Source organism: Brevibacillus sp. MS2.2 (assembly GCF_013284345.1).
Taxonomy (GTDB): domain Bacteria; phylum Bacillota; class Bacilli; order Brevibacillales; family Brevibacillaceae; genus Brevibacillus; species Brevibacillus brevis_C.
Genome location: NZ_JABSUZ010000001.1, coordinates 207,823 through 231,907 on the forward strand (window position 1 = coordinate 207,823; position 24,085 = coordinate 231,907).

General features: G+C 48.4%; 20 protein-coding genes and 1 riboswitch. Of the genes, 10 read left to right on the plus strand and 10 right to left on the minus strand.

From position 1 onward, the window contains the following. The first annotated feature begins 139 nt into the window (after positions 1 to 139). Entirely contained in the window at positions 140 to 553 is a 414-nt protein-coding gene (locus tag HP568_RS00890) for a MarR family winged helix-turn-helix transcriptional regulator (RefSeq protein ID WP_048035192.1), read from the plus strand. Positions 554 to 771: 218 nt separating this feature from the next. Here HP568_RS00890 and HP568_RS00895 read toward each other — a convergent pair whose 3' ends face one another. Then, entirely contained in the window at positions 772 to 2,205 is a 1,434-nt protein-coding gene (locus HP568_RS00895) for an NAD(P)/FAD-dependent oxidoreductase (protein WP_048035193.1), read from the minus strand. 52 nt (positions 2,206 to 2,257) lie between these two features. Further along, positions 2,258 to 2,357, minus strand: a riboswitch (purine riboswitch). A 301-nt stretch (positions 2,358 to 2,658) separates the two neighbouring features. On the opposite strand from HP568_RS00895, the gene HP568_RS00900 reads away from it, so the two are divergent. Next, positions 2,659 to 3,846, plus strand: a complete 1,188-nt coding sequence (locus HP568_RS00900) for an amino acid deaminase/aldolase (RefSeq protein ID WP_048035194.1) — start codon at positions 2,659 to 2,661, stop codon at positions 3,844 to 3,846. Next, positions 3,834 to 5,150 (plus strand): D-arabinono-1,4-lactone oxidase, encoded by a 1,317-nt coding sequence (locus HP568_RS00905; RefSeq protein WP_173628057.1) that lies wholly within the window; start codon positions 3,834 to 3,836, stop codon positions 5,148 to 5,150. Before HP568_RS00900 ends, HP568_RS00905 begins: the two co-directional genes overlap by 13 nt. A gap of 78 nt (positions 5,151 to 5,228) precedes the next feature. Here the strand turns inward: HP568_RS00905 and HP568_RS00910 are convergent, their stop codons facing one another. Together HP568_RS00910 and HP568_RS00915 are read right to left on the minus strand one after the other, a co-directional pair. Then, positions 5,229 to 6,638 (minus strand): amino acid permease, encoded by a 1,410-nt coding sequence (locus HP568_RS00910; protein ID WP_173628058.1) that lies wholly within the window; start codon positions 6,636 to 6,638, stop codon positions 5,229 to 5,231. A gap of 72 nt (positions 6,639 to 6,710) precedes the next feature. Then, entirely contained in the window at positions 6,711 to 7,475 is a 765-nt protein-coding gene (locus tag HP568_RS00915; protein ID WP_173628059.1) for a dimethylarginine dimethylaminohydrolase family protein, read from the minus strand. A 352-nt stretch (positions 7,476 to 7,827) separates the two neighbouring features. Here HP568_RS00915 and HP568_RS00920 point away from each other — a divergent pair, with 352 nt between their 5' ends. The 5 genes from HP568_RS00920 to HP568_RS00940 all read left to right on the plus strand — a co-directional run bounded on the left by HP568_RS00920 (position 7,828) and on the right by HP568_RS00940 (position 13,427). Continuing rightward, positions 7,828 to 8,568, plus strand: coding sequence for an IclR family transcriptional regulator (locus HP568_RS00920; RefSeq protein ID WP_173628060.1), 741 nt, complete (start codon positions 7,828 to 7,830; stop codon positions 8,566 to 8,568). Between the two features lie 58 nt (positions 8,569 to 8,626). After that, positions 8,627 to 10,264 (plus strand): M20/M25/M40 family metallo-hydrolase, encoded by a 1,638-nt coding sequence (locus HP568_RS00925; RefSeq protein WP_173628061.1) that lies wholly within the window; start codon positions 8,627 to 8,629, stop codon positions 10,262 to 10,264. Positions 10,265 to 10,358: 94 nt separating this feature from the next. Further along, positions 10,359 to 10,742, plus strand: coding sequence for an OsmC family protein (locus tag HP568_RS00930; protein WP_007720051.1), 384 nt, complete (start codon positions 10,359 to 10,361; stop codon positions 10,740 to 10,742). Next, a complete protein-coding gene (locus tag HP568_RS00935; RefSeq protein ID WP_173628062.1) occupies positions 10,739 to 12,385 on the plus strand; it encodes a helix-turn-helix domain-containing protein in 1,647 nt (548 codons plus the stop codon). The genes HP568_RS00930 and HP568_RS00935 overlap by 4 nt, the downstream gene beginning before the upstream one ends. A 67-nt stretch (positions 12,386 to 12,452) precedes the next feature. Then, the gene (locus HP568_RS00940) at positions 12,453 to 13,427 is read left to right on the plus strand and encodes an ABC transporter substrate-binding protein (protein WP_173628063.1); all 975 of its coding nucleotides are present in this window, start codon (positions 12,453 to 12,455) and stop codon (positions 13,425 to 13,427) included. Between the two features lie 369 nt (positions 13,428 to 13,796). Here the strand turns inward: HP568_RS00940 and HP568_RS00945 are convergent, their stop codons facing one another. Then, positions 13,797 to 15,146 (minus strand): uracil-xanthine permease family protein, encoded by a 1,350-nt coding sequence (locus tag HP568_RS00945; RefSeq protein WP_173628064.1) that lies wholly within the window; start codon positions 15,144 to 15,146, stop codon positions 13,797 to 13,799. A gap of 205 nt (positions 15,147 to 15,351) precedes the next feature. Here HP568_RS00945 and HP568_RS00950 point away from each other — a divergent pair, with 205 nt between their 5' ends. Next, positions 15,352 to 16,332 carry an aromatic ring-hydroxylating oxygenase subunit alpha gene (locus tag HP568_RS00950; RefSeq protein ID WP_173628065.1) on the plus strand — a complete coding sequence of 327 codons (981 nt, stop codon included), beginning with the start codon at positions 15,352 to 15,354 and terminating at the stop codon, positions 16,330 to 16,332. Between the two features lie 79 nt (positions 16,333 to 16,411). Here HP568_RS00950 and cls read toward each other — a convergent pair whose 3' ends face one another. Both cls and HP568_RS00960 read right to left on the minus strand, forming a co-directional pair. Next, a complete protein-coding gene (gene cls / locus HP568_RS00955; RefSeq protein WP_048035205.1) occupies positions 16,412 to 17,860 on the minus strand; it encodes a cardiolipin synthase in 1,449 nt (482 codons plus the stop codon). Positions 17,861 to 17,942: 82 nt separating this feature from the next. Then, complete coding sequence (locus tag HP568_RS00960) at positions 17,943 to 18,887, minus strand: aminopeptidase (RefSeq protein WP_048035206.1); 945 nt, start codon at positions 18,885 to 18,887, stop codon at positions 17,943 to 17,945. Between the two features lie 294 nt (positions 18,888 to 19,181). Between HP568_RS00960 and HP568_RS00965 the strand changes: the two genes are divergently transcribed. Continuing rightward, entirely contained in the window at positions 19,182 to 20,465 is a 1,284-nt protein-coding gene (locus HP568_RS00965) for a haloacid dehalogenase-like hydrolase (RefSeq protein ID WP_173628066.1), read from the plus strand. A gap of 39 nt (positions 20,466 to 20,504) precedes the next feature. Here HP568_RS00965 and HP568_RS00970 read toward each other — a convergent pair whose 3' ends face one another. The 4 genes from HP568_RS00970 to HP568_RS00985 form a co-directional block, all read right to left on the minus strand. Further along, positions 20,505 to 21,968, minus strand: a complete 1,464-nt coding sequence (locus HP568_RS00970; RefSeq protein WP_173628067.1) for a DUF4179 domain-containing protein — start codon at positions 21,966 to 21,968, stop codon at positions 20,505 to 20,507. Beyond that, positions 21,961 to 22,533: an RNA polymerase sigma factor gene (locus HP568_RS00975; RefSeq protein WP_173628068.1), complete on the minus strand. Its 573-nt coding sequence runs from the start codon at positions 22,531 to 22,533 to the stop codon at positions 21,961 to 21,963. Before HP568_RS00975 ends, HP568_RS00970 begins: the two co-directional genes overlap by 8 nt. 246 nt (positions 22,534 to 22,779) lie before the next feature. Then, a complete protein-coding gene (locus HP568_RS00980) occupies positions 22,780 to 23,598 on the minus strand; it encodes a hypothetical protein (protein ID WP_048035210.1) in 819 nt (272 codons plus the stop codon). Then, the gene (locus HP568_RS00985) at positions 23,574 to 24,035 is read right to left on the minus strand and encodes a hypothetical protein (RefSeq protein WP_173628069.1); all 462 of its coding nucleotides are present in this window, start codon (positions 24,033 to 24,035) and stop codon (positions 23,574 to 23,576) included. Before HP568_RS00985 ends, HP568_RS00980 begins: the two co-directional genes overlap by 25 nt. Positions 24,036 to 24,085: the final 50 nt, after the last annotated feature.

Here is a 24,085-nt window from a genome sequence, read left to right on the forward strand (position 1 = left end):
TGTGTCAGAAAATCCATTATTTCGTCATCGAATAAACGTTTACTTATATGTCCGGAACTGCTAGTATGTTATTGTACATATTTACTTAAGCAATAAAGCGTACGATATATCGGACCAGCTTTCCTGGAGGTATATACTCATGCAATATTATGGTCATCGAATTAGCCAAACAGCAAGAATATTCAGTAAATCGTTAAATGGGACGATGGCTCCCATGGGATTATACAGTTCGCAATGGGGCATTATCCTTTGCTTGCATTATCGTGAATCGCTCACCCAGGTTCAATTGAGCAACTACCTGAATGTAGAAGCGCCGACGATTACCCGGACACTCACCCGATTGGAAGAGATGGGCTGGATTATTCGCTCAGAGGGCGATGACAAGCGTGAGCGCTATGTGTCCTTGTCCCCGCAAGCAGTTGAACGGTTCCCGGAATGGCTGGAGGCTGCCAAAGAGCAAGAAGAGCTGGCACTCCGCGGCCTCGACGAAGCAGAACTCGCTATCTTTAACCGCGTATTGAAGAAAATGAACGATAATTTACAACCGTCGTAACAAGTAAAAATGACTTCACCCAAAACAGTTCGGTGAAGTCATTTTTTGTTATCCATTTTTCCTTGTGCGATGGATAATGGGGTTGAGCTCTCTTGGTTGTCTGTAGAAGCAAGCCTGCTCCGGTTCCACCTGTCCTGATACTGTTTCGTCATGGAAAAAGGCTCCCCACCAAGCACAAGCGTGCCCGGCAAGAAGCCTATATGTCATAATCGTATTCGTTATTGCATGCGTTTCGCGATATTGCGAGCCATCCAGACCCCAGCAGCTCCGGCCTGTGCCAGACCACGCGTAATTCCGGCACCATCCCCGCCACAGAACAATCCCTTGATTTCTGTTTCGAATTCCTCAGTCAGTTTTGGACGAGCTGAGTAGAATTTCGCTTCCACTCCGTAGAACAATGTATGCTCGGAAGCGATTCCCGGCGTTACCTTGTCCAGTGCTTCCACCATCTCGATCAGACTCTTCATCGTGTTGTAAGGCAACACGAGTCCCAAGTCACCCGGTACTGCTTCCTTCAAAGTAGGCTCCAGGAAGCCTTCCTTAATACGCGACTCTGTAGAACGGCGACCGCGCAAGATATCGCCGTATTTTTGAACGATGACCCCACCGTTTGACAGATCATTCGCCCGCTTGCAAATTTCTCTCGCGTACTCATTCGGCTTGTCAAACGGCTCTGTAAACGTATGAGATACCAAGAGCGCAAAGTTCGTATTCATCGAGCCCAACGCCGGGTCTTTGTAAGAGTGCCCGTTTGCCGCCATCACTCCACTGTGGTTTTCCACGACCACGTGACCGGATGGATTGCTACAAAACGTCCGTACACGCGTTCCAACAGACGTATTGAAAATGAATTTTCCTTCGTACAAGTGCTCATTGATTTCGCGCATGACGACATCGGACGTCTCCACACGTACGCCTACGTCGACTTGATTGTTGTACATTTTCAGGCGGCGCTTTTTCAGGATATTCGTCAACCATGCGGAGCCATCACGGCCCGGTCCGATTACCACGTAATCAGCTTCATACTCTTGGCCGTTTTTCAAGACGACACCTTTTACCTGATGTCCGTCTGCTTCCTTCACCGTAATGATGTCCTCGACTTCTGTCTTGAACATCATGTCGATATGCTTCTTCAAATGCTCGAAGATCGACTGGAGAATCTCCAGGTTTTGCTCCGTTCCCAAGTGACGCACCTGCGCTCGCAACAGCTTGAGTCCTGCTGCATAGCCACGCTGCTCGATGCTCTTGATCGTCTCGGTGGTCGGGTCCGTAATCGATTGAGTAGCCCCATGCTCCAAATTGATTTCATCTACGTATTTGATCAGCCCAAGAACAGTGGAAGGGCTGAGATAGTCTGTCATCCAACCACCAAATTCGGTGGTGATGTTAAATTTGCCATCGCTATAGGCGCCTGCTCCACCAAAACCACTGGTAATCGAACAGGCCGGCAAACAGCCTGCGAAATCTTTTTTTCCTGCTGGTGGTGGGCAGAGCTTGATCTTTTCCTCCAAGATCGGACAGCGTCTGCTATAAATGTCATGCCCTTTATCAATCAACAGCACCTTGGCATTCGGTGCTTTTCGCATTACCTCGTAGCATGTAAAAATCCCTGCTGGTCCTGCTCCTACAACGATCACATCATAATTATTCATTTCGTTCCCTCCCCGAAAAAATGAAAAAAATTCCCGGCCGACGAATAGGGTATACCAAAACTGCCCTATTCGTAGCCGGGAATTTACGGTTCCCTGTAGAGACCCTCAAACCATATTTCTGAGGATATACGAATACAAATCACTATTTCATTCGTCAAGCCTGTGTTGTTCTTCACAACAATATGTATAGTAGCTTATAAGGTGAATCAAGTCAACCGAAAACAGCCTATTTATTCGTCTTTTAAAGTTTATTTTATCGTAAACATGCCTTTACAATCTGTAAATACACCAAAACCCGAACATTAAAAAACGAACATTCGTTATTTCTGTTCATGCCCCTCTTTTGTCAGGAAGGAATCAAACAGAAACGAATAGAATAGATAGAATTTTATGAAATATTAACAATTCTTTCTTTCATTCAAATCCGAGTTCAAAAAAGGATGATGCCTGTACATGCGGGATTATCGCTATTATCAGTCTGCCTTTGCCGGTGTTCCCAAGCCGTTCGCTTTCGTCGACCTAGATCTGCTGGAGGAAAATGCGGAGCAAATCCGTTTGCAAAGCAATGGAAAACCCGTTCGAATCGCGAGCAAGTCGATCCGAAGCGTTGCCATTCTCAAACATGTATTGCAGTTGGACGATTGCTTTCGTGGTCTCATGTGCTATTCCGCTCCTGAGGTGCTTCACCTGTGCGAGGCAGGCTTCGATGACCTGCTGCTAGGCTATCCGCTCTGGGAAAAAAGCTGGCTTTTGTCCATCGCTTCTGAGATTAAGAACGGACGCTCCATTACTTTGATGATCGATTCTCTTCCTCATGTCGAACAGCTCGAACAAATCGCCCGGGAAACAGGAGCCAGACTGCCGGTCTGCCTCGATATCGACATGTCGTCTGATGTGTTGGGGCTGCATTTCGGCGTCTGGCGCTCCCCTCTTCGCTCTCTCCAGGCGTCCCTCTCCCTTGCCAAGCGCGTTGCTTCCTCCGATCATCTCTACCTAGATGGGGTCATGGGGTACGAAGCTCAAATTGCTGGTGTAGGTGATCGATACCCTCGTCAATTCCTGAAAAACAGCATCATTCGTCTCCTCAAGCAATATTCCGTGAAAGAAGTGGCTGCTCGACGTGCTACACTGGTGCATGCCATTCACGAGCTAGGCATTTCTCCCCGCTTCGTAAACGGAGGAGGAACGGGTAGCTTGCACTTGACCGGAAAAGAAGACGCCGTTACAGAGGTTACAGCAGGCTCCGGATTTTTTTCGCCTGGGCTCTTTGACTACTTTCAAGATTTTTCCTTTCATCCTGCTGCCGGATTTGCTCTGGAGATTATCCGCAAGCCCACAGAGCATATCTACACATGTGCCGGCGGAGGTTACATCGCCTCTGGTTCTGCTGGGCGCGACAGACTCCCCAAGCCTTACTTGCCAGCGGGAGCAAAGCTGTTCCCCAACGAAGGAGCAGGTGAAGTACAGACACCGATCCACTATCAAGGCATGGAAACGCTGGAGCTGGGAGACCCGATCTTTTTTCGCCATGCCAAAGCAGGAGAGCTCTGCGAACGTTTTACCCGGCTGTATTGCATCTCTGGCGGGAAAATCATCGAGGAAGTGACCACCTATAGGGGGGATGGATTATGCTCACTGTAAAGAAGCACGCGAATCACTGGACCAATTGGACAGGAAATGTACAAAGCCAGCCAAAGCAAGTCGCGATGCCAGGGTCCGTGGATGAGGTCATGCAGCTTGTCCTTGCTTGCAAGAAGGCAGGTACACGGATACGAGTCTTCGGCTCCGGTCATTCCTTCACTCGTCTCGTCCAGACAGAAGACTGCTTGCTATCCTTGGATCATCTCCAAGGAATCGTCAGTGTAGACCCTGCCTCTGATACCGTTGAAGTCTGGGCAGGCACCAAGCTCAAAACACTCGGACATCTCCTGCATCAAGCGGGCTACTCTCAAGAAAACCTTGGAGACATTAACGCCCAGTCCATTGCAGGGGCCGTCAGCACAGGAACACATGGCACAGGCATTCATTTTGGCAGCATCTCCACGCAAGTCGTCGGGCTGACAGTCGTGACCGCATCCGGTGAGGTTTTGGAAGTATCCGAGCAGGCCCGGCCTGAGCTGTTCAGAGCCATGCAAGTCTCTCTTGGTCTCTTGGGCATCATCGTACGCGTCAAGCTGCGTGTCCTCCCAGCCTATCGCCTGCGCTACCAAAGCCGTCGCATGCAGCTAGAAGAGTGCCTGTCCTCTCTGGAGACGTTTAAAACCGAGCATCGGCATTTCGAATTTTTTATCTTCCCGTATTCGGACACCGTTCAGGTGAAATTCATGAACGAGACCAGTGATCCCCCCAGCGGCAATCAACGATGGAGCTATTTTAAAAAAATGGTGGTGGAAAATGGGCTGTTTTGGCTCTTGTCCGAGAGCTGCCGATTGCGCCCTTCTCTCACCAAAAGCGTCAGCAGGCTGTCCGCCCAAAGCGTTCCCTCTGTCCATGAGAGCGGCTACAGCCATCAGCTTTTTGCCACCCCTCGCCTTGTGCGTTTTTACGAAATGGAATACTGCATACCCGCTGAGCATATGGGCGATGCCATTCGGGAGCTCTGTCAGGCGATTGAGCAGGAGCGCTTTGCCGTTCATTTTCCGCTGGAATGCCGGTACGTCAAAAAGGACGACATCTGGCTCAGTCCCGCTTACGAAAGGGATAGTGCCTTCATTGCCGTCCACATGTACAAAGGCATGCCGTACGAAGCGTATTTTGCCCGGATGGAGGAAATTTTCGCCCGATATGGCGGACGTCCACACTGGGGGAAAATGCACAGCATGACCGCCGAGCAGCTTCATCAGGTCTATCCACGCTTGCCCGATTTCCTCGCCATTCGCTCTGAGCTCGATCCTGACGGCTTGTTCGTGAACCCGTATTTAGCCGAGCTGTTCGACATCTCCTGAAGACCCATCCTTACGCCACAAAAATGCCCCGACCACATCATTCATGGCAGGGGCATTTTTCTATTGAACAAGAACGGCTTAGCCTTGCGTTGGGAGATTCGGTTTATGCGCCTTTTTGCGTCCATAGCGCACATAATAGAAGGTATAGAACAGCACGAGGGCACCAATTCCGTAGAAGAGTCCAATTCGCTGTGTCGGGTCAAACGCCGGGAAGATAAGAATGAATGTACAAAGAGCCAGACACAGGAGCGGCATCACCGGGTAAAACGGCGCTACGAACTGTAGATCCTCTATTTTTCCACCCTCGCGCAAGTATTGACGGCGGAAATTGAATTGGGAAAGAGCAATCCCCATCCACGTGAAGGTAACCGCAATACCCGATACAGACATTAGCAGCACGTATACCGTATCCGCTGCAACCACGCTGGTTAACAGAGACAGAAGCGAGAACGCCAGCGTCGCCAAGAGTGCATTCAAGGGCACTTTACGTTTGCTCAATTTTCCAAAAACAGGATGCGCCATATTGCTATGGGAAAGGGACCACAACAAGCGAGTGGCTGCGTACAAGCATGAGTTGCCGACAGACAACAGAGCCGTCAAGATAACGAAGTTCATGATATCCGCTGCAAAAGGAATCCCCACAGCATCAAATACCGTCACAAACGGGCTCTCCAAGAGTCCCAGCTCACTCGATGGAAAGAGGGCGGACAAGATCGTGACCGACGCCACATAGAACACGAGAATACGAAACACAACATTGCGAATCGCCCGCGGAATAGTCTTCTGCGGGTCTTCTGCTTCCCCGGCTGCAATTCCGATCAGTTCAGAGCCTTGATAAGAGAACACGACGTTCATCATCGTCACAAAAACAATCGCAATGCCAAACGGGAATAGTCCCCCATCTGCCGAAAAGTTGGAGAGAAACGGAGCGGGTCTTCCCTCCATACTGACAATACCGAATATAGCACCTAGTCCGACAATAATAAACATAAGGACAGCTAAAACTTTAATTCCGGCAAACCAGTACTCCGTTTCCGCAAACCCTTTTGTCGTCAGCGCATTGAAGGCAAAGAGCAAAACGATAAAGAGCGCGCACCAAATCCAGATCGGCGTATCCGGGAACCACCGTTGCATGACCATGCCCGCGGCAGTGAACTCTACCCCGGCCGTTGTAGCTGACCCTAGCCAATACATCCATCCCAGTGTAAACCCGCTCGCCGGACCAATATACTTGCTGGCGTAGGCTTGGAAAGAGCCTGTCACTGGCATTTTTACAGAAAGCTCCCCCAGGCACGTCATGACCAGATACAGCAAAATCCCGCCGACGATATAGGCGACAAGCGCTCCGCCAGGTCCAGCCTGATTGATCGTGAAGCCAGCGTTGAGGAAGAGCCCTGTCCCGATCACGCCACCTAACGACAGCATAAACAAATGGCGACTTTTCATGGAGCGTTGTAGCTGTGTATCTCTTTCATTCCCAGTGTTCATATGATTCCTCTCTTTCACCAGCTTTTTAAGAGGTCTATCAGAGGTCTATAAAAGAAGAGAGAACTGCCTGCGCTAGAAACGCAGGGACAGGCAGCTCAATCCTCCGTCTTGTTTACGGAATTCAGACATATCCAGCTCAATCACATTGTAGCCAGCGTCAGTGATTTGCTTTTTCGTGCTCTCAAAGCCTTTTGGAATAATGACATAGTCGTTGATATGGATGCAGTTCGCGGAGTACTCGATTTCTTTTTCCACGATCAGATGCTTGTATTGGCTAAACACTTCAGAGTCGATGAACTCACCAGCCAGAACCAGCAAGTCATTGCCAAGGTAGGCGATTCCTGTTTTCAGGTGGAAAAACTCTTTCAATGGAACAATGGTGACTTCATATCCGTATTTGGAGAGAATCTCGCGGAACTGGATGGCTCCTTCTTCATTCGTGCGTGTCGACAGACCGACATAGAAATGGTTGTCTACCTGCATGACGTCTCCACCATCGAGGAAGCCAGGGGCCTGAATATATTCAATCGTGTCATAAAAACGAGGAAGCACCAATTTCATATCCTCAATTTCACCATTGCGGCTTTCTGCACCCGGATTGGTGATGACGGCGCACTTTTCCGTGAGAACCGCTGTATCTTCCACAAACGTAGAATCCGGGAAACGCTCGTCTGCTTCCAGAACGGTTACTTCCAGACCTGTCTGTTTCAGCGCTTCTACATAAGCGGCATGCTGTTTGAGAGCAAGTTCAAAATCAGGTGTACCCAAATCAGAAGTCGTCAAACCATTTACATAACTCTTTCCCGGTTTTCTTACAATCGCACGTGAAAATTTCATGATGATAGATCTCCCTTCTGTTTTCGAATCTTGCTTTTGTCTAACAGTGGGCGACGGAGAAACGAGCATGTAAACGCTTCCTCATCTGCTGCCTTTGCTTGTTCATCGCCACCATGTTGCATTCATTCTCCTCTGAGCAATCACTCAGAAATATTCCGCATTGTGGAATCACTTCTGCAATACAAAATTACACTCTTAATGTAAAATAGTTTCAAATTTTTTGTCAACGAATTTTTATCTAGTCTAAATTATATTGATTCGGCTGAAAAATTCTGATAGATTGAGGTCATATTAAGCTGGCGTGACATTCAACGAGCAGTCACTATGCAACAAAGCCAGGAGGTAACCCACGTTGGTACAATCGATTGACCGGGCGATGAGCATCATCTCCGTCCTGGTATCAGATCCAAACAAGCAGCATTGGTCCATCTCGGAAATTGCTGAACAAACGAACCTGCCACTGAGTACGGTTCACCGTTTAATCAGCAGCCTCATCAAGCATGGACTCATCCTCCAGGTTCCTGAGAGCAAGCAGTACAAGGTCGGCTATACGTGGATGGAGATCGGGCTGCGCATCCTGGACAAGATGGATATGCGCGCTGTTGCCCGAACTGCCATGGAGCGATTGGCAGCAGATGTACGGGAAACCGTCTATCTGAACATTCCACAGGGCTCTCATGCTATCGTACTCGAACGAGTGGAAGGTCCCATGTCTGTCAGAAGCATGGATAATCTGGGCGAGCGTATTCCGCTACATATCGGTGCGGCAAACAAAACGATTCTCGCCAGCATGAATCCGACCGAAGCAGAGCAAATCGTGACCAGTTTAATCCCGGATACAGAAAAACAACGCGAGCTGTTAGAACGACTGCCAGAAATCAGACAAAACGGCTATGCAGTCAGCTACGGTGAAAAAACCGAGGGCACCGCATCCATTGCCGCTCCTATCTTCGGTGTCAACCAAAAGGTCGTGGGCGCTTTGAGTATCGGCGTTCCGAGCTATCGGATCAACGAGCAACTCCTGTCCTCACTCATTGAACAAGCCCAACAAAGTGCCAAGGAAATTTCCCACAAGATCGGTGCCTTGCCTTAATTTTTTTGCCCACTAACCGGAAACAGTTTTCACTATACGGAAAACGGAGGCGTTTTTTATGCAAAAATGGCAAACAAAAGAGCAACTCGTTGATCTCTTGTGCAATTTGGTAAGCATCCCAAGCATTACAGGATCATCTGCCGAGAAGGACTTGCCTCGCTACGTCGTCGATCAGTTGCGTACCCTGCCTTATTATCAGGCCAATCCCGATCATGTGCGTGCGAATCCGACTGAAGATGGGCGCCATTTTGTCACTGCGCTCGTTAAAAAGGAAGGCGTACGGGACACCGTCATTCTCGTCAGCCATTTTGATGTGGTCGACGTCGAGGATTACGGCGCCTGGATGAAGCATGCTTTTGATCCGAAGACCCTCACCCCTCTCTTCCAGCAAAACCAGGCGGATATGCCAGCAGACGTTCAACAGGATATCCGCACCGGCAACTGGCTGTTTGGCCGTGGCACCATGGATATGAAATGCGGACTGACGCTGCACATGTCGATGATTGAGCAAGCGATTGCTGGAGAGTTCGATGGCAACATTTTGCTTCTGACAGTCCCTGACGAAGAGGTGAATTCTGTCGGGATGCGGGCAGCAGTCCCAGCACTTTTGAAAATCGCCGAAGAGTTCGACCTGAGCTACACGACCGTGCTCAACTCTGAGCCGATGTTTACCCGCTACCCAGGGGATACGAACACGTACTTGTACACAGGCTCCATCGGAAAAGTACTGCCGGGCTTCCTCTGTTACGGCAAAGAAACACATGTCGGCGAACCTTTTGCCGGGTTAAACGGCAATTATATGGCCTCTCAAATTACATGTGAGCTCGAGCTGAACACATCCTTTTGCGAGGTCGTTGAGGGGGAAGCATCTCCTCCGCCGACGAACCTGATTCAAAAGGATTTGAAAAAAGAGTACTCTGTGCAAATTCCGCACCGTGCAGTGACCCTGTTCAACCTGTTCCTGCTGGAAAAACAGATGGAGGATGTCGTAGAGCCGCTGCTGGGATCGGCAAGAAATGTCGCAGAGCGTATGAAGCAAAACTACCTCAAGCACGCGAGCCAGTTTGCCAACTTCGCGCCGTTTAGCCCGCGTGATCTGTCCATTTCCGTCATGACTTACGAAGAACTGTACGCCTACGCGAAGAAAACGTACGGGGAAGAAAAGCTGCGTCAGCTTGAAGCAGATGTGATCGCCAACCGTGGCGACAAGGACGACCGCGACACCACGATCGAGCTGGTGGATCAATTAGCGATTTTGTGCAAAGAACTGTCACCGATGATGATCTTGTTCTTCGCTCCACCGTTTTACCCGGCAGTCAGCTCGCGCAATCATCCTCTGATTCAGCAAACGATGGAAGAGATGAAAGCATACGCGAGAGATCAGCACCAGGTCAATTTGGTCAAGCAAAACTACTTTGGCGGTATCTCTGACCTAAGCTACGTCGGACTCCAATATCCGGCGGCATCCATGAAGCCATTGGTAGCAAACATGCCTTTGTGGGATAACGGCTACTCCATTCCGCTTCAGGAGCTCGAGGCTTTTGATGTACCTGTCATGAACCTCGGTCCAGTCGGACGTGACGCCCACCAGTGGACAGAACGTCTGGACGTCGACTATGCATTCGATACGTTAAAAGACATGCTTCCTCGTTGCATCCAGTCTCTCTTTCAAAATGGGAAAGCATTGAAGGAATAGCAAAAGAGAAAAGGGTCCTGTACCGACAGATCACTGTTGCGCGGGAGCCTTTTTCCTTATAATGAAGAAAAACCATTTCAAGGGAGGGTTTCGCATGGAATTTCAAGCGAAAGAAAATGGCTTTGTCACGCAACTGTCCTACGGAGAGCTGCACGTATCGGGTGATGAACAGTATGGCTTTCGTCCCTACCAGCTCTTGGTCTCTTCTATCGCTGTTTGCAGTGGCGGTGTTTTGCGAAAAGTATTGGACAAGATGAGAATGCCGTGCACGGACATGAAAGTAACCGCAGATGTGCAGCGAAATGAGGCAGAGGCAAATCGGGTTGAAAAAATTCACCTCCACTTCATCATTACGGGTGAAAATATGAAAGAAGAAAAAGTACAAAAAGCCATTGAAGCCGCAAGCAAAAACTGCCCGATGGTCCAATCTGTCAAGGGGAGCATCGTCGTAACCGAATCCTTCGAATTGGTATCATGATAGGAAATACAGTGCTAACGCCCACTCCTTTGTTTCTGCTTCAAGACATACAGCAGGTCACCTTGTCACCGACAGAAGTATGGGCGTTTTCCGGTGGATCTACCCATGCCGTGCTCATCGTGACAAAAGGATCGGGCCAGTTGCTGAACGAGTCGGATCAAGCCACTCTGCTAGATGAAAGTGTGCTCGTCCTTTCTCGAGAATCTGCGAGGCAAGTACGCGCTGATACAGACGAGCCACTCCGTTTCCTCGTACTCTATTTTGACGCTCTGCAACAGCAAGACCAGGTCACCAACGCCTACAGTCCGAGTCTTTCCTGGCATCTTGACCACAGCTCCTGTTTATTTCACCAGGTCGATCACGGTACGGAGCTTGCCCTCACACTGTATGTCCATCGACAAGCCAGTGATCCGTTGGAAGCATTTCAAAATCAAATTCGCTTTCAGCAATTGCTGCACCTGATTTGGAGCCATGCAGAACGGCAGGCTGCCGTAGAAACATCAAGCGTTGTCGATCAGACGATTTCTTACATTCATACGAATTATGCGGAGCCAATCACCTTAGATGATTTGGCGAATCGAGCTGGTCTTACCCCTCGGTATTACACCGAAGTCTTCAAGAAAAGGGTCGGAAAAAGCCCGATCGAATATTTGACGAGCTGCCGGATGGAACATGCCAAGACGCTTCTACGCGAATCGAATAAACGATTGCGCGAGGTAGCACGCCTGGTCGGGTATGCCGATGAGTTTTACTTCAGCAGACGTTTTAAACAGCAGGTAGGCATGTCGCCGACTGTCTTTGTCCGCATGAACCAGAAGCAAATGGCACCCGTCACCTTCCACTATGCCGAGTATTTATTGGCACTCGGAATCAGACCGATTGGCGCTCCGGAAGAGCAGGTCACTTATTTACGCGAGCAACTGCGGATGAAAGAGGCAGATGAGATTGTCAGCCTGCCTGAGAACACACCAGACTTGATCGAATCCTTACAACCGACGTTTATTTTGACCGAATCGACAGGGGATTGCGCTGCTTTCTCCAAGATTGCACCTACAATTGCTTTTCCGTGGATGGGGCATGATGTGTTTGGTCATTTGAACATGCTGGCCGATGTGTTTGGCATGAAAGACCGGGCACGCATGTGGCTCAAGCAGCATGAACAGAAGGTTTTGAAGGCCAAGCGCTACATCGACGCTCACATTCTGAAGGAAGAAACATTCTTGATCCTCAATGTGCGTCCACAGAGCCTATTGGCATACGGTGCCAGAAATATCGGGCATGTGCTGTACAAATCCTTGAAGCTGACGCCACCCAAACTGATTCAAGAAGAGCTGACACGCAACCCCAATTTCTGGGCGACGACAATCACCGAGGATCAATTAAGCCAGTACGCAGCAGATTGGCTGTTCGTTCATATTTTTGATGATGATCTCTCACGGGCACACTTCAAAGAATTGATGAAACAGGATGTATGGCAACGAATTCCTGCTGTACAAAAAGAGCAAGTGGTCATTCTTGATCCGATTTGGTTCTCCTATGATCCCCTCTCCCTCGACATCCAGCTGGAAGAGGCCGTCCAAATTTTGACCCATACAAACACCGCCACATTGTCCAAAGAAAAACGGAACATTCTCCATGGATGAAAAGAGTGCGTTCAGGGTAAGATGGACCTTGTTAATGAGAATGATTTTCATTCATGGAGGATATACGATGAAACGATTACGCATACAAGCTTGGCTGCCCGGATTGATGATTCTTCCCTTGCTCCTGCTCACGGCATGCGGCCAGACAGCCAGCTCCAATCCATCTGCACCTGCACAAGAAAGTAAAAGCAGCGAGACTCGCGTCCTGAAGCACGCGAAAGGCGAATCGACTATTCCTGTGAAAGCTCAGCGCGTCGTAGCCCTGCAATATTTGGGTCCCATGCTTTCCATTGGTGTGAAGCCAATCGGTGCGTTGAAGGGACATATGGAAGGACCGGACATGGAGCCACTGGTTCGTGGAATCGAAGTCGTGGGAGATTATGATGCCTATAATCTGGAGAAAATCCTCGAGTTGCAGCCTGACATGATCCTGACCGGTACCGAAGTCGAGCAACAGGTATATGAAAAGCTGACGAAGATCGCGCCTGTCGTGGCGATCGCCTTCGATCAATATGATGTCTACGGGCATGTACAAAAGGTTGCGGAAGCGCTAGGCCGCGAGGAAGAAGGAAAGGCTTGGGAGCAGAAGTATAAAGCAAAAGTTGAGGAAGCACGCAAGCTCGTCCATGCTAAGGTCGCGAAAGACGAGACCGTCGCAGCATTAAACGTCCGTGCGAAAACGATCAAAATGTACGGTGCTCGCAACATGGGCCATGTTTTGTACAACGATCTTCAGTTGACTCCACCGCCACTCATTAAGAGCGAGATCGATAAAGACCCGCTGTTCTGGTCAAAAGACGTGTCCATGGAGCTTTTACCCGAATATGCATCCGACCATATTTTCCTGATGCTGTTCCCTGGCGAGGATGCCGCTCAGTATTTGAAAGAAATCGAGCAAAGCAGTCTGTGGAAAAACTTGCCCGCTGTCAAAAACAATCATGTTTACGTAGTCGAGGTGGATAGATGGCTTGGCTATGAACCGATTCTGATTGAAAAGCAGCTGGATGAAGCTGTGCAGTATTTGACCGGAACGAAGAAATAATAAGAAAAGGTCATTCGGGTTTGAGTCAACATAGTGGTGGAGAAGAAAAAGCACAGTTCTCTTCGACTCTGACACGCCCACAAGGGGGGATTGACTGTCCGTCTCCACTTCAAAAAGGGGACCGTCGAGCCAAAGCCACCCTACGGGCGGAAGTTTCTCAAGGAAGAAGTGTTCGACAAGCGGGTCCCCTTTTTGAAGTTCCGACTGGGTAGGCGTTGTCAAGGTCTACGAGCTCTGTGCTTTTTCTTCTCACCAGCCTTATTGGCTTATCGATTTCTTTTAAAACTTAAGAAGATTAAAACCGCTTAACTACTTTCCGTTATTATGAGAAAAAACAGCCCGGCAGCTTAGGTCCCGGGCTGTTTTTATTTAGTTGCTGACAGGCTGTTGCTGTGGAACCTTCGCTCTGTTCTTTTTTCCCTCTGGAATGAGCAGATTCAAAAGAACCGTTGCCAAGGCCCCTACTGTAATGCCAGAAGATAAAATGTAGTTCACGAAATCAGGTACTCCGGCGAGCGCATCTTTTGGCAGGACCGTTACTGCCATTGTCAGCAGGATTGGCAAACCGATGACCATCATTGTCCGATCATCAATCGTAATGTTTTGAATGACTTTGATTCCGTTCGCCACAATCGCAACACACACGATCCCAAAAATTCCGTTGATAACTGGCTCCGGTATACAGGTAATCGCCGCCGACAGCTTCGGCACCAACCCAAGGGCAATCAAGATCAATCCTCCGGCCATTATCGCCATTCGGCTTCCTACTCCTGTCACCGCAATCAACCCCGCATTGGAGGAATAGCCAGTCGTAGGTGTACCTCCGAACAATGCCCCGACAAAGCACCCCAAGCCTTCACCGACAGCACCGCGATTCAGTCGCTCCTCCGTCAATTCACTGTTCGTTACCGTAGAGACGACGAACCAAGTCCCTGTTGTTTCAATCATGATAATCAAATAAACAAAAAGCATCGTCAAAACTGCACTGAGATCAAATACAGGAGCCCCGTACGGAAACAGCTTTGGCATGGACAGCCACGGTGCTTGTCCAACCGGACTAAAATCTACCGTTCCAAAAAAGGCAGCCGTTACCGTTCCGACGAAAATTGCAATCAGCACAGATACAAGTCTAAAAAACGCCCCCGCAACCTTTGCTCTTGTGCCAAGCAGCATACAGATGACAAGCACTCCAGCAGAAGCGGCGGCAATCAAAATGTTGGTCCAAATATTTCCCGGGGAGTGATAAATGTTTCCCATCCCTGTAGGCATCAAGGCAATGCCCACGATGATGATCACCGTCCCGCCGACTAGCGGTGGAATGAATTTGCGTACCGCTTTGGCAAACCATTTCAATGGATAACCCATCAGGGCCACAAACAGCGCTCCGGGAATCATGCTGCCAATCATCGCACCCATCCCCAGCTTACTGCCGATCGCAGCCAACGCACCGATAGGTACATAGGAAGGTCCTTGCACGACAGGCAAACGCAATCCAAAGCCAGTCTGGATCAACGTCCCGATACCCGTCGCGAGAAAACACATTTGAATAAAGAAAGAAGTGCTCGAAGCGTCCATAGTTAGCAGCCCAGCAATAATAATAGGAGCAATGTACAAGTCCATAGCCAACACATGCTGCAAACCAAGTAAAAACGCCTTGCCCACACTGATTTTGTCATCGACGCCCACAACAAGCTGATTGCTTTCTCGATGTTGTTCCACTTTCAAAAGGCCTCCCTAGTGGTATTTTAGCTAATTACGAACGATATAAGTGGGATTATACCGGATAAATCCGTTTTTAGGCAACTATTCACGTAATAAATAGGTCTTATCACTTTATAATGTTCGTGTTTTCTGTTGACTTCCCTTCCAATCTCCCGCTACAATGGGTGAATAACCGAAGTATCGACAAAGGAGTGTCTCATCAATGATCGTGCAAGATACCGTGCTGCGTAATGAGTGGATCGTCGCCTGTCGTTCGGTGGATGTGCAAGACCGCCCAATCCAGGTCACCATTATGGGCGAGCGGGTCGTCCTCTTCCGCAACGAAGAAGGAATCCATGCGTTTAAAGATCTCTGTATTCACAGAGGCGCTGCCCTGTCTCTGGGCTGTGTCCGAGAAGGAAAGCTGGTCTGTCCGTATCACGGATGGGAATATGAAGCATCCGGAGCCTGTGTCAAAATCCCTCAGCTGCCTGCTGATCAAGCGATTCCGGGTAAGGCGCGCGCTGTGTTATACGGCTGTGCAGAGCGTTATGGATTCGTGTGGGTGAATCTCGCCAACCAATCTCCTGAGTTTTTTGCCCTGCCGGAATTTAAGGATCATCGTTTTCGAAATGTCATTTGGGGGCCACAGACAGTAACGGCCAAGCCTCCACGCATCGTAGAGAACTTTTTGGATGTAGGCCATCTGGCTGTCGTGCATGAGGGGTATTTGGGTGTCGAAACGCATATGGAGATCGGGGATTACCGCGTTCACCGCGACGAGAACGGTGTCATTCGTACGGATGAGATCAAGATTTTTCAGCCTGACCCGGACGGTACTGGTCAAGCGAAGCACGTCTATTACACCTACGAAATCCTCCGTCCACTCACGGTAAAATTTACGAAGCGCGATGCAGAAAACGGCAATCTGATGTCCATTTTGCTCACTGTGATGCCGCTGGATGAAGCGCGAAGCGTAGCTTATGGCGTCCTTTCTTTTAATTATGAGACGAACCTTTCCGATGAGGAAATCAATAGCTTCCAAAACCTCATCTTTGCACAAGATAAACCGATCGTGGAAAATCAAAAACCTGAGGACCTGCCACTCGATCTGCAAGTAGAGCTGTCCTTAAAATGCGACCGCGCGAGTATCGCATACCGTCAATACTTGACGGAGATGGGAGTCACGCACGGAACGGCATAAAGCGTAAACAGAAAGGACCTGCCAGCCTGTGTTTGTTCACATAGGCTAACAGGTCCTCTTTTGCTTTCCAGTCTTGCTTTTATAAAAGCGGAGACAACAGGCGTGTCAACGATTCCAGCAAGCGCAAACGCAGTGGTCGGTTCACATACTCTCCCAATGTCATTTCCCGGCAATCAGCCAGATCGGAGACAAACAGTTCCTCCAGCTCCTCTGCCATCTGCGAATCGTACATAAACGCATTCGTCTCGAAATTCAGCTTGAAGCTGCGAATATCGACATTGGCCGTTCCCACAGACGACAACTGAGTATCAACTACAATGGCTTTGGCGTGCATGAAGCCTTTTTCGTAGAGGTAGCAGCGCACACCGCTCTTTAACAAATCACCGAGATAAGAGTGAGTCGCCCAGAATACCAACAAATGATCTGGCTTTCCAGGGACCATCACCCGCACATCTACCCCGGACATTGCCGCCATTTTTAGTGCGGTCAGCATACTTTCATCGGGAACGAAATAAGGCGTCTGCAAGTAAATCTTCTTCCGCGCCTTGTAAATCATCTTCAAAAAAGCATGTTTGATTTGTTCTTTTTCCGAGTTAGGCCCGCTTGATACGATCTGAACGCCAATCGTGCCCTCAGCCTCATGAATTTCTGGAAAATACGCAAGTGACTCATGCATTCTTTTCGGTGCAGACAAATTCCAGTCCAGGAAAAAGCGTGCTTGCAGCATGTACACCGCTCTTCCCTCAATGAGCAAATGGGTATCACGCCAATACCCCAGCTTCTTATCCTTGCCTAAGTATTCATCCCCGATGTTGAAGCCTCCGATATAGCCAATCTTGCCATCAATAATCGTCAGCTTGCGATGATTCCTGAAGTTGACCCGAAAATTAAGGAACGGAATCTTCGCCGGGAAAAAGGAGGCGACTTCCCCCCCAGCTTCTACCAACGGGCGCAGAAACCGGGATGAGACACCAGAGGAACCGACCGCATCATAGAGCAATCGAACCTCGACGCCCTCCTTTGCCTTCTTCGTCAACAGTTGAATGAGCTGTTTCCCTAAATCATCGTCATTCAAAATATAGTAGAGCAAATGGATATGCTCGCGTGCTTCCTCCATCTGTTTGAACATGAGGTTGAACAGACTATGGCCTTCCTTAAAAACCTGAATGGTATTATCCTGCGTATAATACGCTCCATCACTTACCACGTTCATGAAAATCATGTCGCGGTGTCTCTCCATCTCAGGGTCGTTCACCTGTAGTTCACCATGGGCAAGCAACTGCTTTTGTCTATCGACCGCAGCTCGAAAATGAGAAAATTCTCCTTCCTTGAGCCGATACAGCTTTTTCTTGCTTAGCTTATGTCCAAAAATCAGGTAAATGATAAACCCGATGCCCGGCAAAAACAGCAAAACCATCAACCAGGCCCAGGTTGCCGCAATGTTTCGCCTCTCCATGAAAATAAGAACGGCAGCCAAAATCAGGTTACCTATTGTAATAATCGCAAATATTTTTTCAGACATTGCCATCACACCACATCCACCTCTAGGATTTCTCCCATCTTACAACATTTACTTACGGGATTCATCCTTCCTATCCATCTAGTTTGTCCTATGTTGCCAATAGTTTTCCACTCTTCATGATACATTTGTCGTCCAAATACACATCCGGCTCTTTGACAACCAGATCAATATGTACCCCCGCGACAATCGTCCCGCCAAACGTGTTGTTGCTACCAAAGGCTACGTGAATCGTTCCGTACACCTTCTCGTCCTCCAGCACAACTCCCGTGATACGCGCCTTGTCATTCGTTCCGATTCCGAATTCACCCAGCATCCGCCCATCTTGGTCTCCAAGCATTTGCAGGAGGCGTTCACCCGCTGTTCCTTCTGCCTCTGTGATCCGACCATTTTGGACCGTCAGTAGCAGGGGAGAATCAATTTTTCCGATACCCGCGATGGAGCCATCAACGAGGATTTGCCCCTCTGCTGTCCCTTCCAGTGGGGCGATATACGCTTCCCCGGAAGGCAAATTGCCGGATTCCCCCGGATTGACGTACATGCCTGTACTCGGCACACCATTGCGATCTGCGATGGAAAACGTCAGTGACTTACCCGCTTTTTCGATTCGCACGGTGCTTGCTTGGGTCAGCATCTCGGTCACGCGCTCGGTGAGTGCCTTTACTTGTGTATAGTCAGCGGAAATCGCTCCCGCAAGGAACATGTCTTCCGTAATAGCTGGCATGGTAGCCAGTCTTGTACCATTTGCTGCTGCTTCTTTTCGTGCTTTTGTATGCGTCAAAGAGTGCTGGGTCACACATACCACCACATCTGCGCTCTTCATCGCCGCTGCAACAGCCTCAGGCGGCTCTTGACCAGACTTTTCCCGCTCCTTCATGACCATCAGCATCGCTTCTGCCCCGAGCTGTTTACCGGCTTCCCATAGCGCCTCCCCGATGTCCCGCTTCCGCTCGTCGGCCACCACCAAAAATGTCTCATTCGCCTGTAATGCCAAGCAATTCATCAAAATGGCTTTGCTGGATTCTATCAATGTCATGTAAGAATCATCCCTTTTCATCTATCTTATGGTTAGATTATATCCACTTTTTTCTTGCAAACTCTTCTCTCTTCGCTAGATTGGATCGTTAGTCCTGCCCTTATTATGTTTATCGGAATCTTCTTGCTTTTGTTGTTAAATTTAGTATGATTAGAATACAAATGAAAACGCTTAAGACAATGAGGTCTTCTACCCGCGCTTTATCAATAGGCGTGGGGAAGACCTTTTTCTTTTGAAAGAAATGATAACGTTTTCATTTGAGGGATCGAGAAAAAGAAGAAGGGGATGACAACCATGTCACACAGAAAAGCACAACCCAAAACGTGGTGGCTGACCATGCTGATGATCGTCGCTCTATTCGCGATGCAGATGCCAGCTTTGGCCAAGGACACCAACGTGCAGTTGCTCGACAAGGGGAAATGGGCACCTGCGACTTATCAAGCCGTCCATGAATTGATTGAGAAAAACGGCATCAAGAGTGCCTCCTACCATGCCAACAAAAAGCCGTATGTCGTTTTTGACTGGGACAATACGAGCATCATGCATGACACAGAGGAAGCGCTGTTTGTTTACCAGATCAACCATTTGGCTTACAAGCTCACACCAGAAGAATTCGGGAAAATCATCCGCACGAATGTACCAGAAGGACCGTTTTCCGATTCGTATAAAAATGTCGACGGCAAGCCTGTCACGCTCGATGCCATCGCGACTGATCTCGTAGCCGACTACACGTACTTATATCAAAATTATCAAGGTCTTAAAGGAACGAAGTCGCTGGAGGAAGTGACAGCAACAGAGCAATTCGCCGATTTCAAAGCCAAGCTGTTTTTCTTGTATGAAGCGATCAACGATACGCACAGCAACACGATTGGCTATCCGTGGGTACTCTACCTCTTCACGAACATGACAGTGGAAGAAGTGCAACAGTTGGCGGAAGCATCCAATGATCACAGCCTAGGCATGGCGATTGAAAAAGTAAGCTGGACGAGCCCGAAATCGTTGGCAGGCAAAGCAGGCGTAGTGAAAGCCTCTCATACAACGGGTCTGCGCCTCACTTCAGAAGTCGCAAACCTGATGAACACGCTGCGTGCTAATGGCATCGACGTGTATGTCGTGAGTGCTTCCTTGGAGGATGTTGTTCGTGTCTTCGCCACTCTCCCGAAATATGGCTACAATCTCCCGCCGGAGAACATCATCGGCATGCGTCTGAAAACCGAAAACGGACGGATCACGAATGTGTACCAGCCTGACTACCCGATCACGGTAGCCCACGGCAAGACGGAAGTGATCCAGGATGTACTGGTGAAAAAGTATGGTCATGGCCCTATCTTCATCGCGGGCGATAGCAACGGGGATTTCGAGATGATGACAGAGCTGGACAGCGTGCAGCTCGTGCTTGTAGTAAACCGCGTCAAGGGCGGCAAAATTGGGCAGCAAATTACCAAAGGTGCTGAGCAGATGGGCAAAGCAAACCCGACGGTAGTCCTGCAAGGACGCGACGAGAACACAGGCATGTGGATTCCGAGCGAAGCGACGATCCGACTTGGGCAGACAGAGCCGCAGTTGGTCGCGAAATAACGTAAAAAAACCGCCCTTGTACCGGGGCGGTTTTCTTCTTTATTGATTAGGAACTGGAATTCTCCACTCTAGCGGATATTTTTTCTGAACAGCATCTAGTCGTAGGGTGAGCTTCTCCGGGAGCTTGGTTACTTCTCCTCCTTCCCAATGTCTGCTGTCCTCCAGCCGAATTTTGTACGTTGCTCGCTCGCGTCCTGACTGATCAATGGGTTCCTTGGATTGACCACCCATTTTAGCCCGGTAGGTTGTCCCCTGCCCATCTTGAAGTACCCACCAAGGCAAATAAATTCTCGTAATATCTTTGGAAAGTACATCGATCTCCATTTCCATTTCCTGTTTTCTCGAATCTTCATCTGTTACCAGCTTGATGCTTTTCAATGTAAAGATATCTTCTCCCACTTGTTTGATTACGGGCTTCTTGTTCAATTCATCCGGATGGAAGGTGACACTCATATCATACGGTATTGCCTTATGGAAGCTGTTTATGACGAGTGTCGCTGCTTTGCCTTTTGGCAACGGATCGTCGTCCGTGATCCAGCGAAAATGACCATAGCGATCAATAGAATGTGATCTCCCCATGAGCCTTTCCTTTCCCTTGCTGCCATCTGTTCCCTCGTAGTAATATCCCAGCCTGTACTGTTGATACGGAAGAAATGGAGCATAAGCGGGGTTCGTCGTCTTTCCGGTTAGCTTTTTCGCTTCTTGTTCCAGTTGTTTTTTGGCCGCCTCTGTCCATTGTGTTTCCAGCTCAATTCGGGTGGCCGTCGGCGTATTGACGATTTGGTGCAGGGTCATCTTTAATCCATGCTTCGTCACTTGCGTTTGATTAACAGGCAGCACAGTTGTTGCGGCCGTTGTTTTTGCCATCGTGATCGGAACTTGCAGCTTCCAGTTTCCTTTTCTATCACCGATTTCATCAAAATGGATCGACAACGTCTTCGGAAGGGGCTCGTGTTCTTTTTCACCGAGGATAAACCGGACGAATCCCACATTTTCTTCAAAGGTAGTTCCCCACTTGTCAGTCATGACCTCCCCTTTGGCATCCAGCAATTCAACGGCATTGGATTCTGCGTTTGTCGCTGACGAATATGTAGGGAGCAACGGCTTGTCATCCGCCTGCTTAATCATTAAAGCAACCATTACCTGCACCGGATCAGCAATGATTTCCTTTACCTCCAAGGTAATCCCCTGATCGGTAACAGAAAGATTCGATGTTTCCGAGAAGCCTTGTTTCGCCGCCTGTTGTACGCCTTCATCGAACCCGTCTTGAGCAAAGATCGATTTGACATAGGCCGCAAATGTTGGGGACACTTGCATGGTTCCGAGCAGCCCAAGTACGATAGCGGAAGCGATGCCGATGGAAGCCCATCTTTTGCTACGGTAAAATGGACGCCTTCTCACATGCAACGCGCTATTCTTGCTTGGCATTTGAAAATTCGGCGTCTCGACAGCTCCCGCTACTTTCCTAAGCGTCTCTTGAATTTGCCGCTCCTCGTTAGTCATGAGTCATTGCCCCTTCCCGCAAAAAATCCGATCGTATGCCATCCTTGTCCAATTGTTGTGCGATCAACTTCCTGGCCTTGTGCATCCGCGATTTGACCGTCCCCTCAAAGGAGCCCGTAATTTTGGCGATCTCCGACACGCTGAAGCCTTCGTAATAGTAAAGAATAATGACCGCGCGATGCTCCGCCTTCATGCTGCGAATCGCCTGCCATATTTGCCGCTGCTCCTCTCGCTGGATCACGTTATCCAGCGGTGTCGTCACCTTCTCCGGAATCATCTCCTCATATTCCACAGTAGGCTTCTGCTTGCGTACCAGATTCAGAGCCCGAAACGTAATGATCCGGTATAGCCAATTGCGAAAGGCCATTCCCCGTTTTGGATCGAGTCGGTCTATGTGCTGATACGCTTCGATGAGCCCTTCCTGAACGGCGTCCTGTGCCAGATGCTTGTCATGAATGATCAAATACGCAGTCCGGTATGCCATTGCCAGATAAGGCTTGACCAATTGTTCGAAGGCCTCAGGCTCGTTCTCTTGGCATTTGGCAATCAACTCCCACTCATCCACAGCGTTCCCTCCCCTCGTTTTTGCTTTACTGTATATTCACGAGAACGCGGAGTTTGGTTCACGTTACATAGGCGAAAAAATATGAAACATGGAAAAACCCGTCCCCTGAACAGAAAATATGCTCCGCTATGCCATTACAACAAAAATAGGGAGCACCTAGGCTCCCGGCTTCCTTTGTAATTATCCGTGATCTCCTTTTTCTAGCTACTTCGTAATGATCTTGCGGTTGAGAGAACCTTTTGAGGGCTAATTGGGAGAGGATGCAATGAGTTGTTCAACTTCGTTTCTAAGTTCAGAAATATTCTGCCCTGAATAACTTTCCTGGAGGAAATAAAGATCACCATGCTGATCTATTGTCTCTGGAGAAACTTGTGAAACCAGAGAGTTCTCGCTATTAATTTTAATCTTTCCTTGAACGGACCCTACTATGTTATAGACGTCATCGTCATCTTCTGTTAAGAAAACAAAATATGTATTTCCTTGTTTCATAGGAATACTTCCTGCAATCCCTACCGCTATTATTCCAGGATCACCAAGATCATCATTCCCTGATTGAGATCCTGGCTTTCCTGAGAAATATTTGGCCACCTCTCTTTCATCGAATTCCCCTCCAGTTTCCAGTACAGATACTGTATCATCTATCTCTACATCACCTTTATAGACTTTCGTTAATCTTAATTCAGAGACTGTATACACATCTAGTCTTTCATAATTAGGGTTATTTTTTTGAGAAATAACTTCAGTTTCGGCAATGATATCTGCATTTTCCGCGAGACCCTTCACGCTATGAAAGGTCTCCCTAAACGATACTTCACCCGAAACAATTTTATAATCTGTATCACTGGAATAAAGAAAACTCTGTTTTTTCAAGTCACCTATATAGTAAACAGCAAGTCCTGCAATTGTTATAAAACCAATAGTAGCTAGTGCAATTTTTTTCGTAGATTTAAAATTTTTAATGCTAATCGTTAATGCTCCCCTTTCAACCAAATGATAAATCAGTAGTAGAGGTACATGGCTAACTTTAAGCAACTTCGATATTATTTTTCCAAATTGTATTCCCATGAACCATTGTCATACTTGATTTTGAAAGACAAGGTTTCCCCATCTTGTCTATTGAACGCGAAATAGCCTTCTTTTAATGCCTCATCCAAAAGAATAGTCGGAATGGAATCGCCAGGTTTAGCGTACTTTTGCATAATTTCGTCCTGAATGCTAATAAACGGACCAGCTACATCCTCTTCATATTTTTCTCTCATTGTTTCTATGAGGTTCGTACTTTTTGTAAATTCATTGAATACCCATTTCTTGCCGTTCTCATCAGTTATAGTAGCCATATTTTCCAGTTTTTGATCTTTCACTTCGATTCCCATAGCATGAATTGCCTTCATGTGATTACCTTTTATATACGATTCTATGTCTTCACTCGCGTATAAACTACTACCTACGAAGACAACGCCGACTAAAAAAAGACCAGAAAGAATTACATTTCTTTTTTTCATACTGTTACCTCCTACGTGTTTTTATTCAGGCCAATTGGCTTCGGAAACTC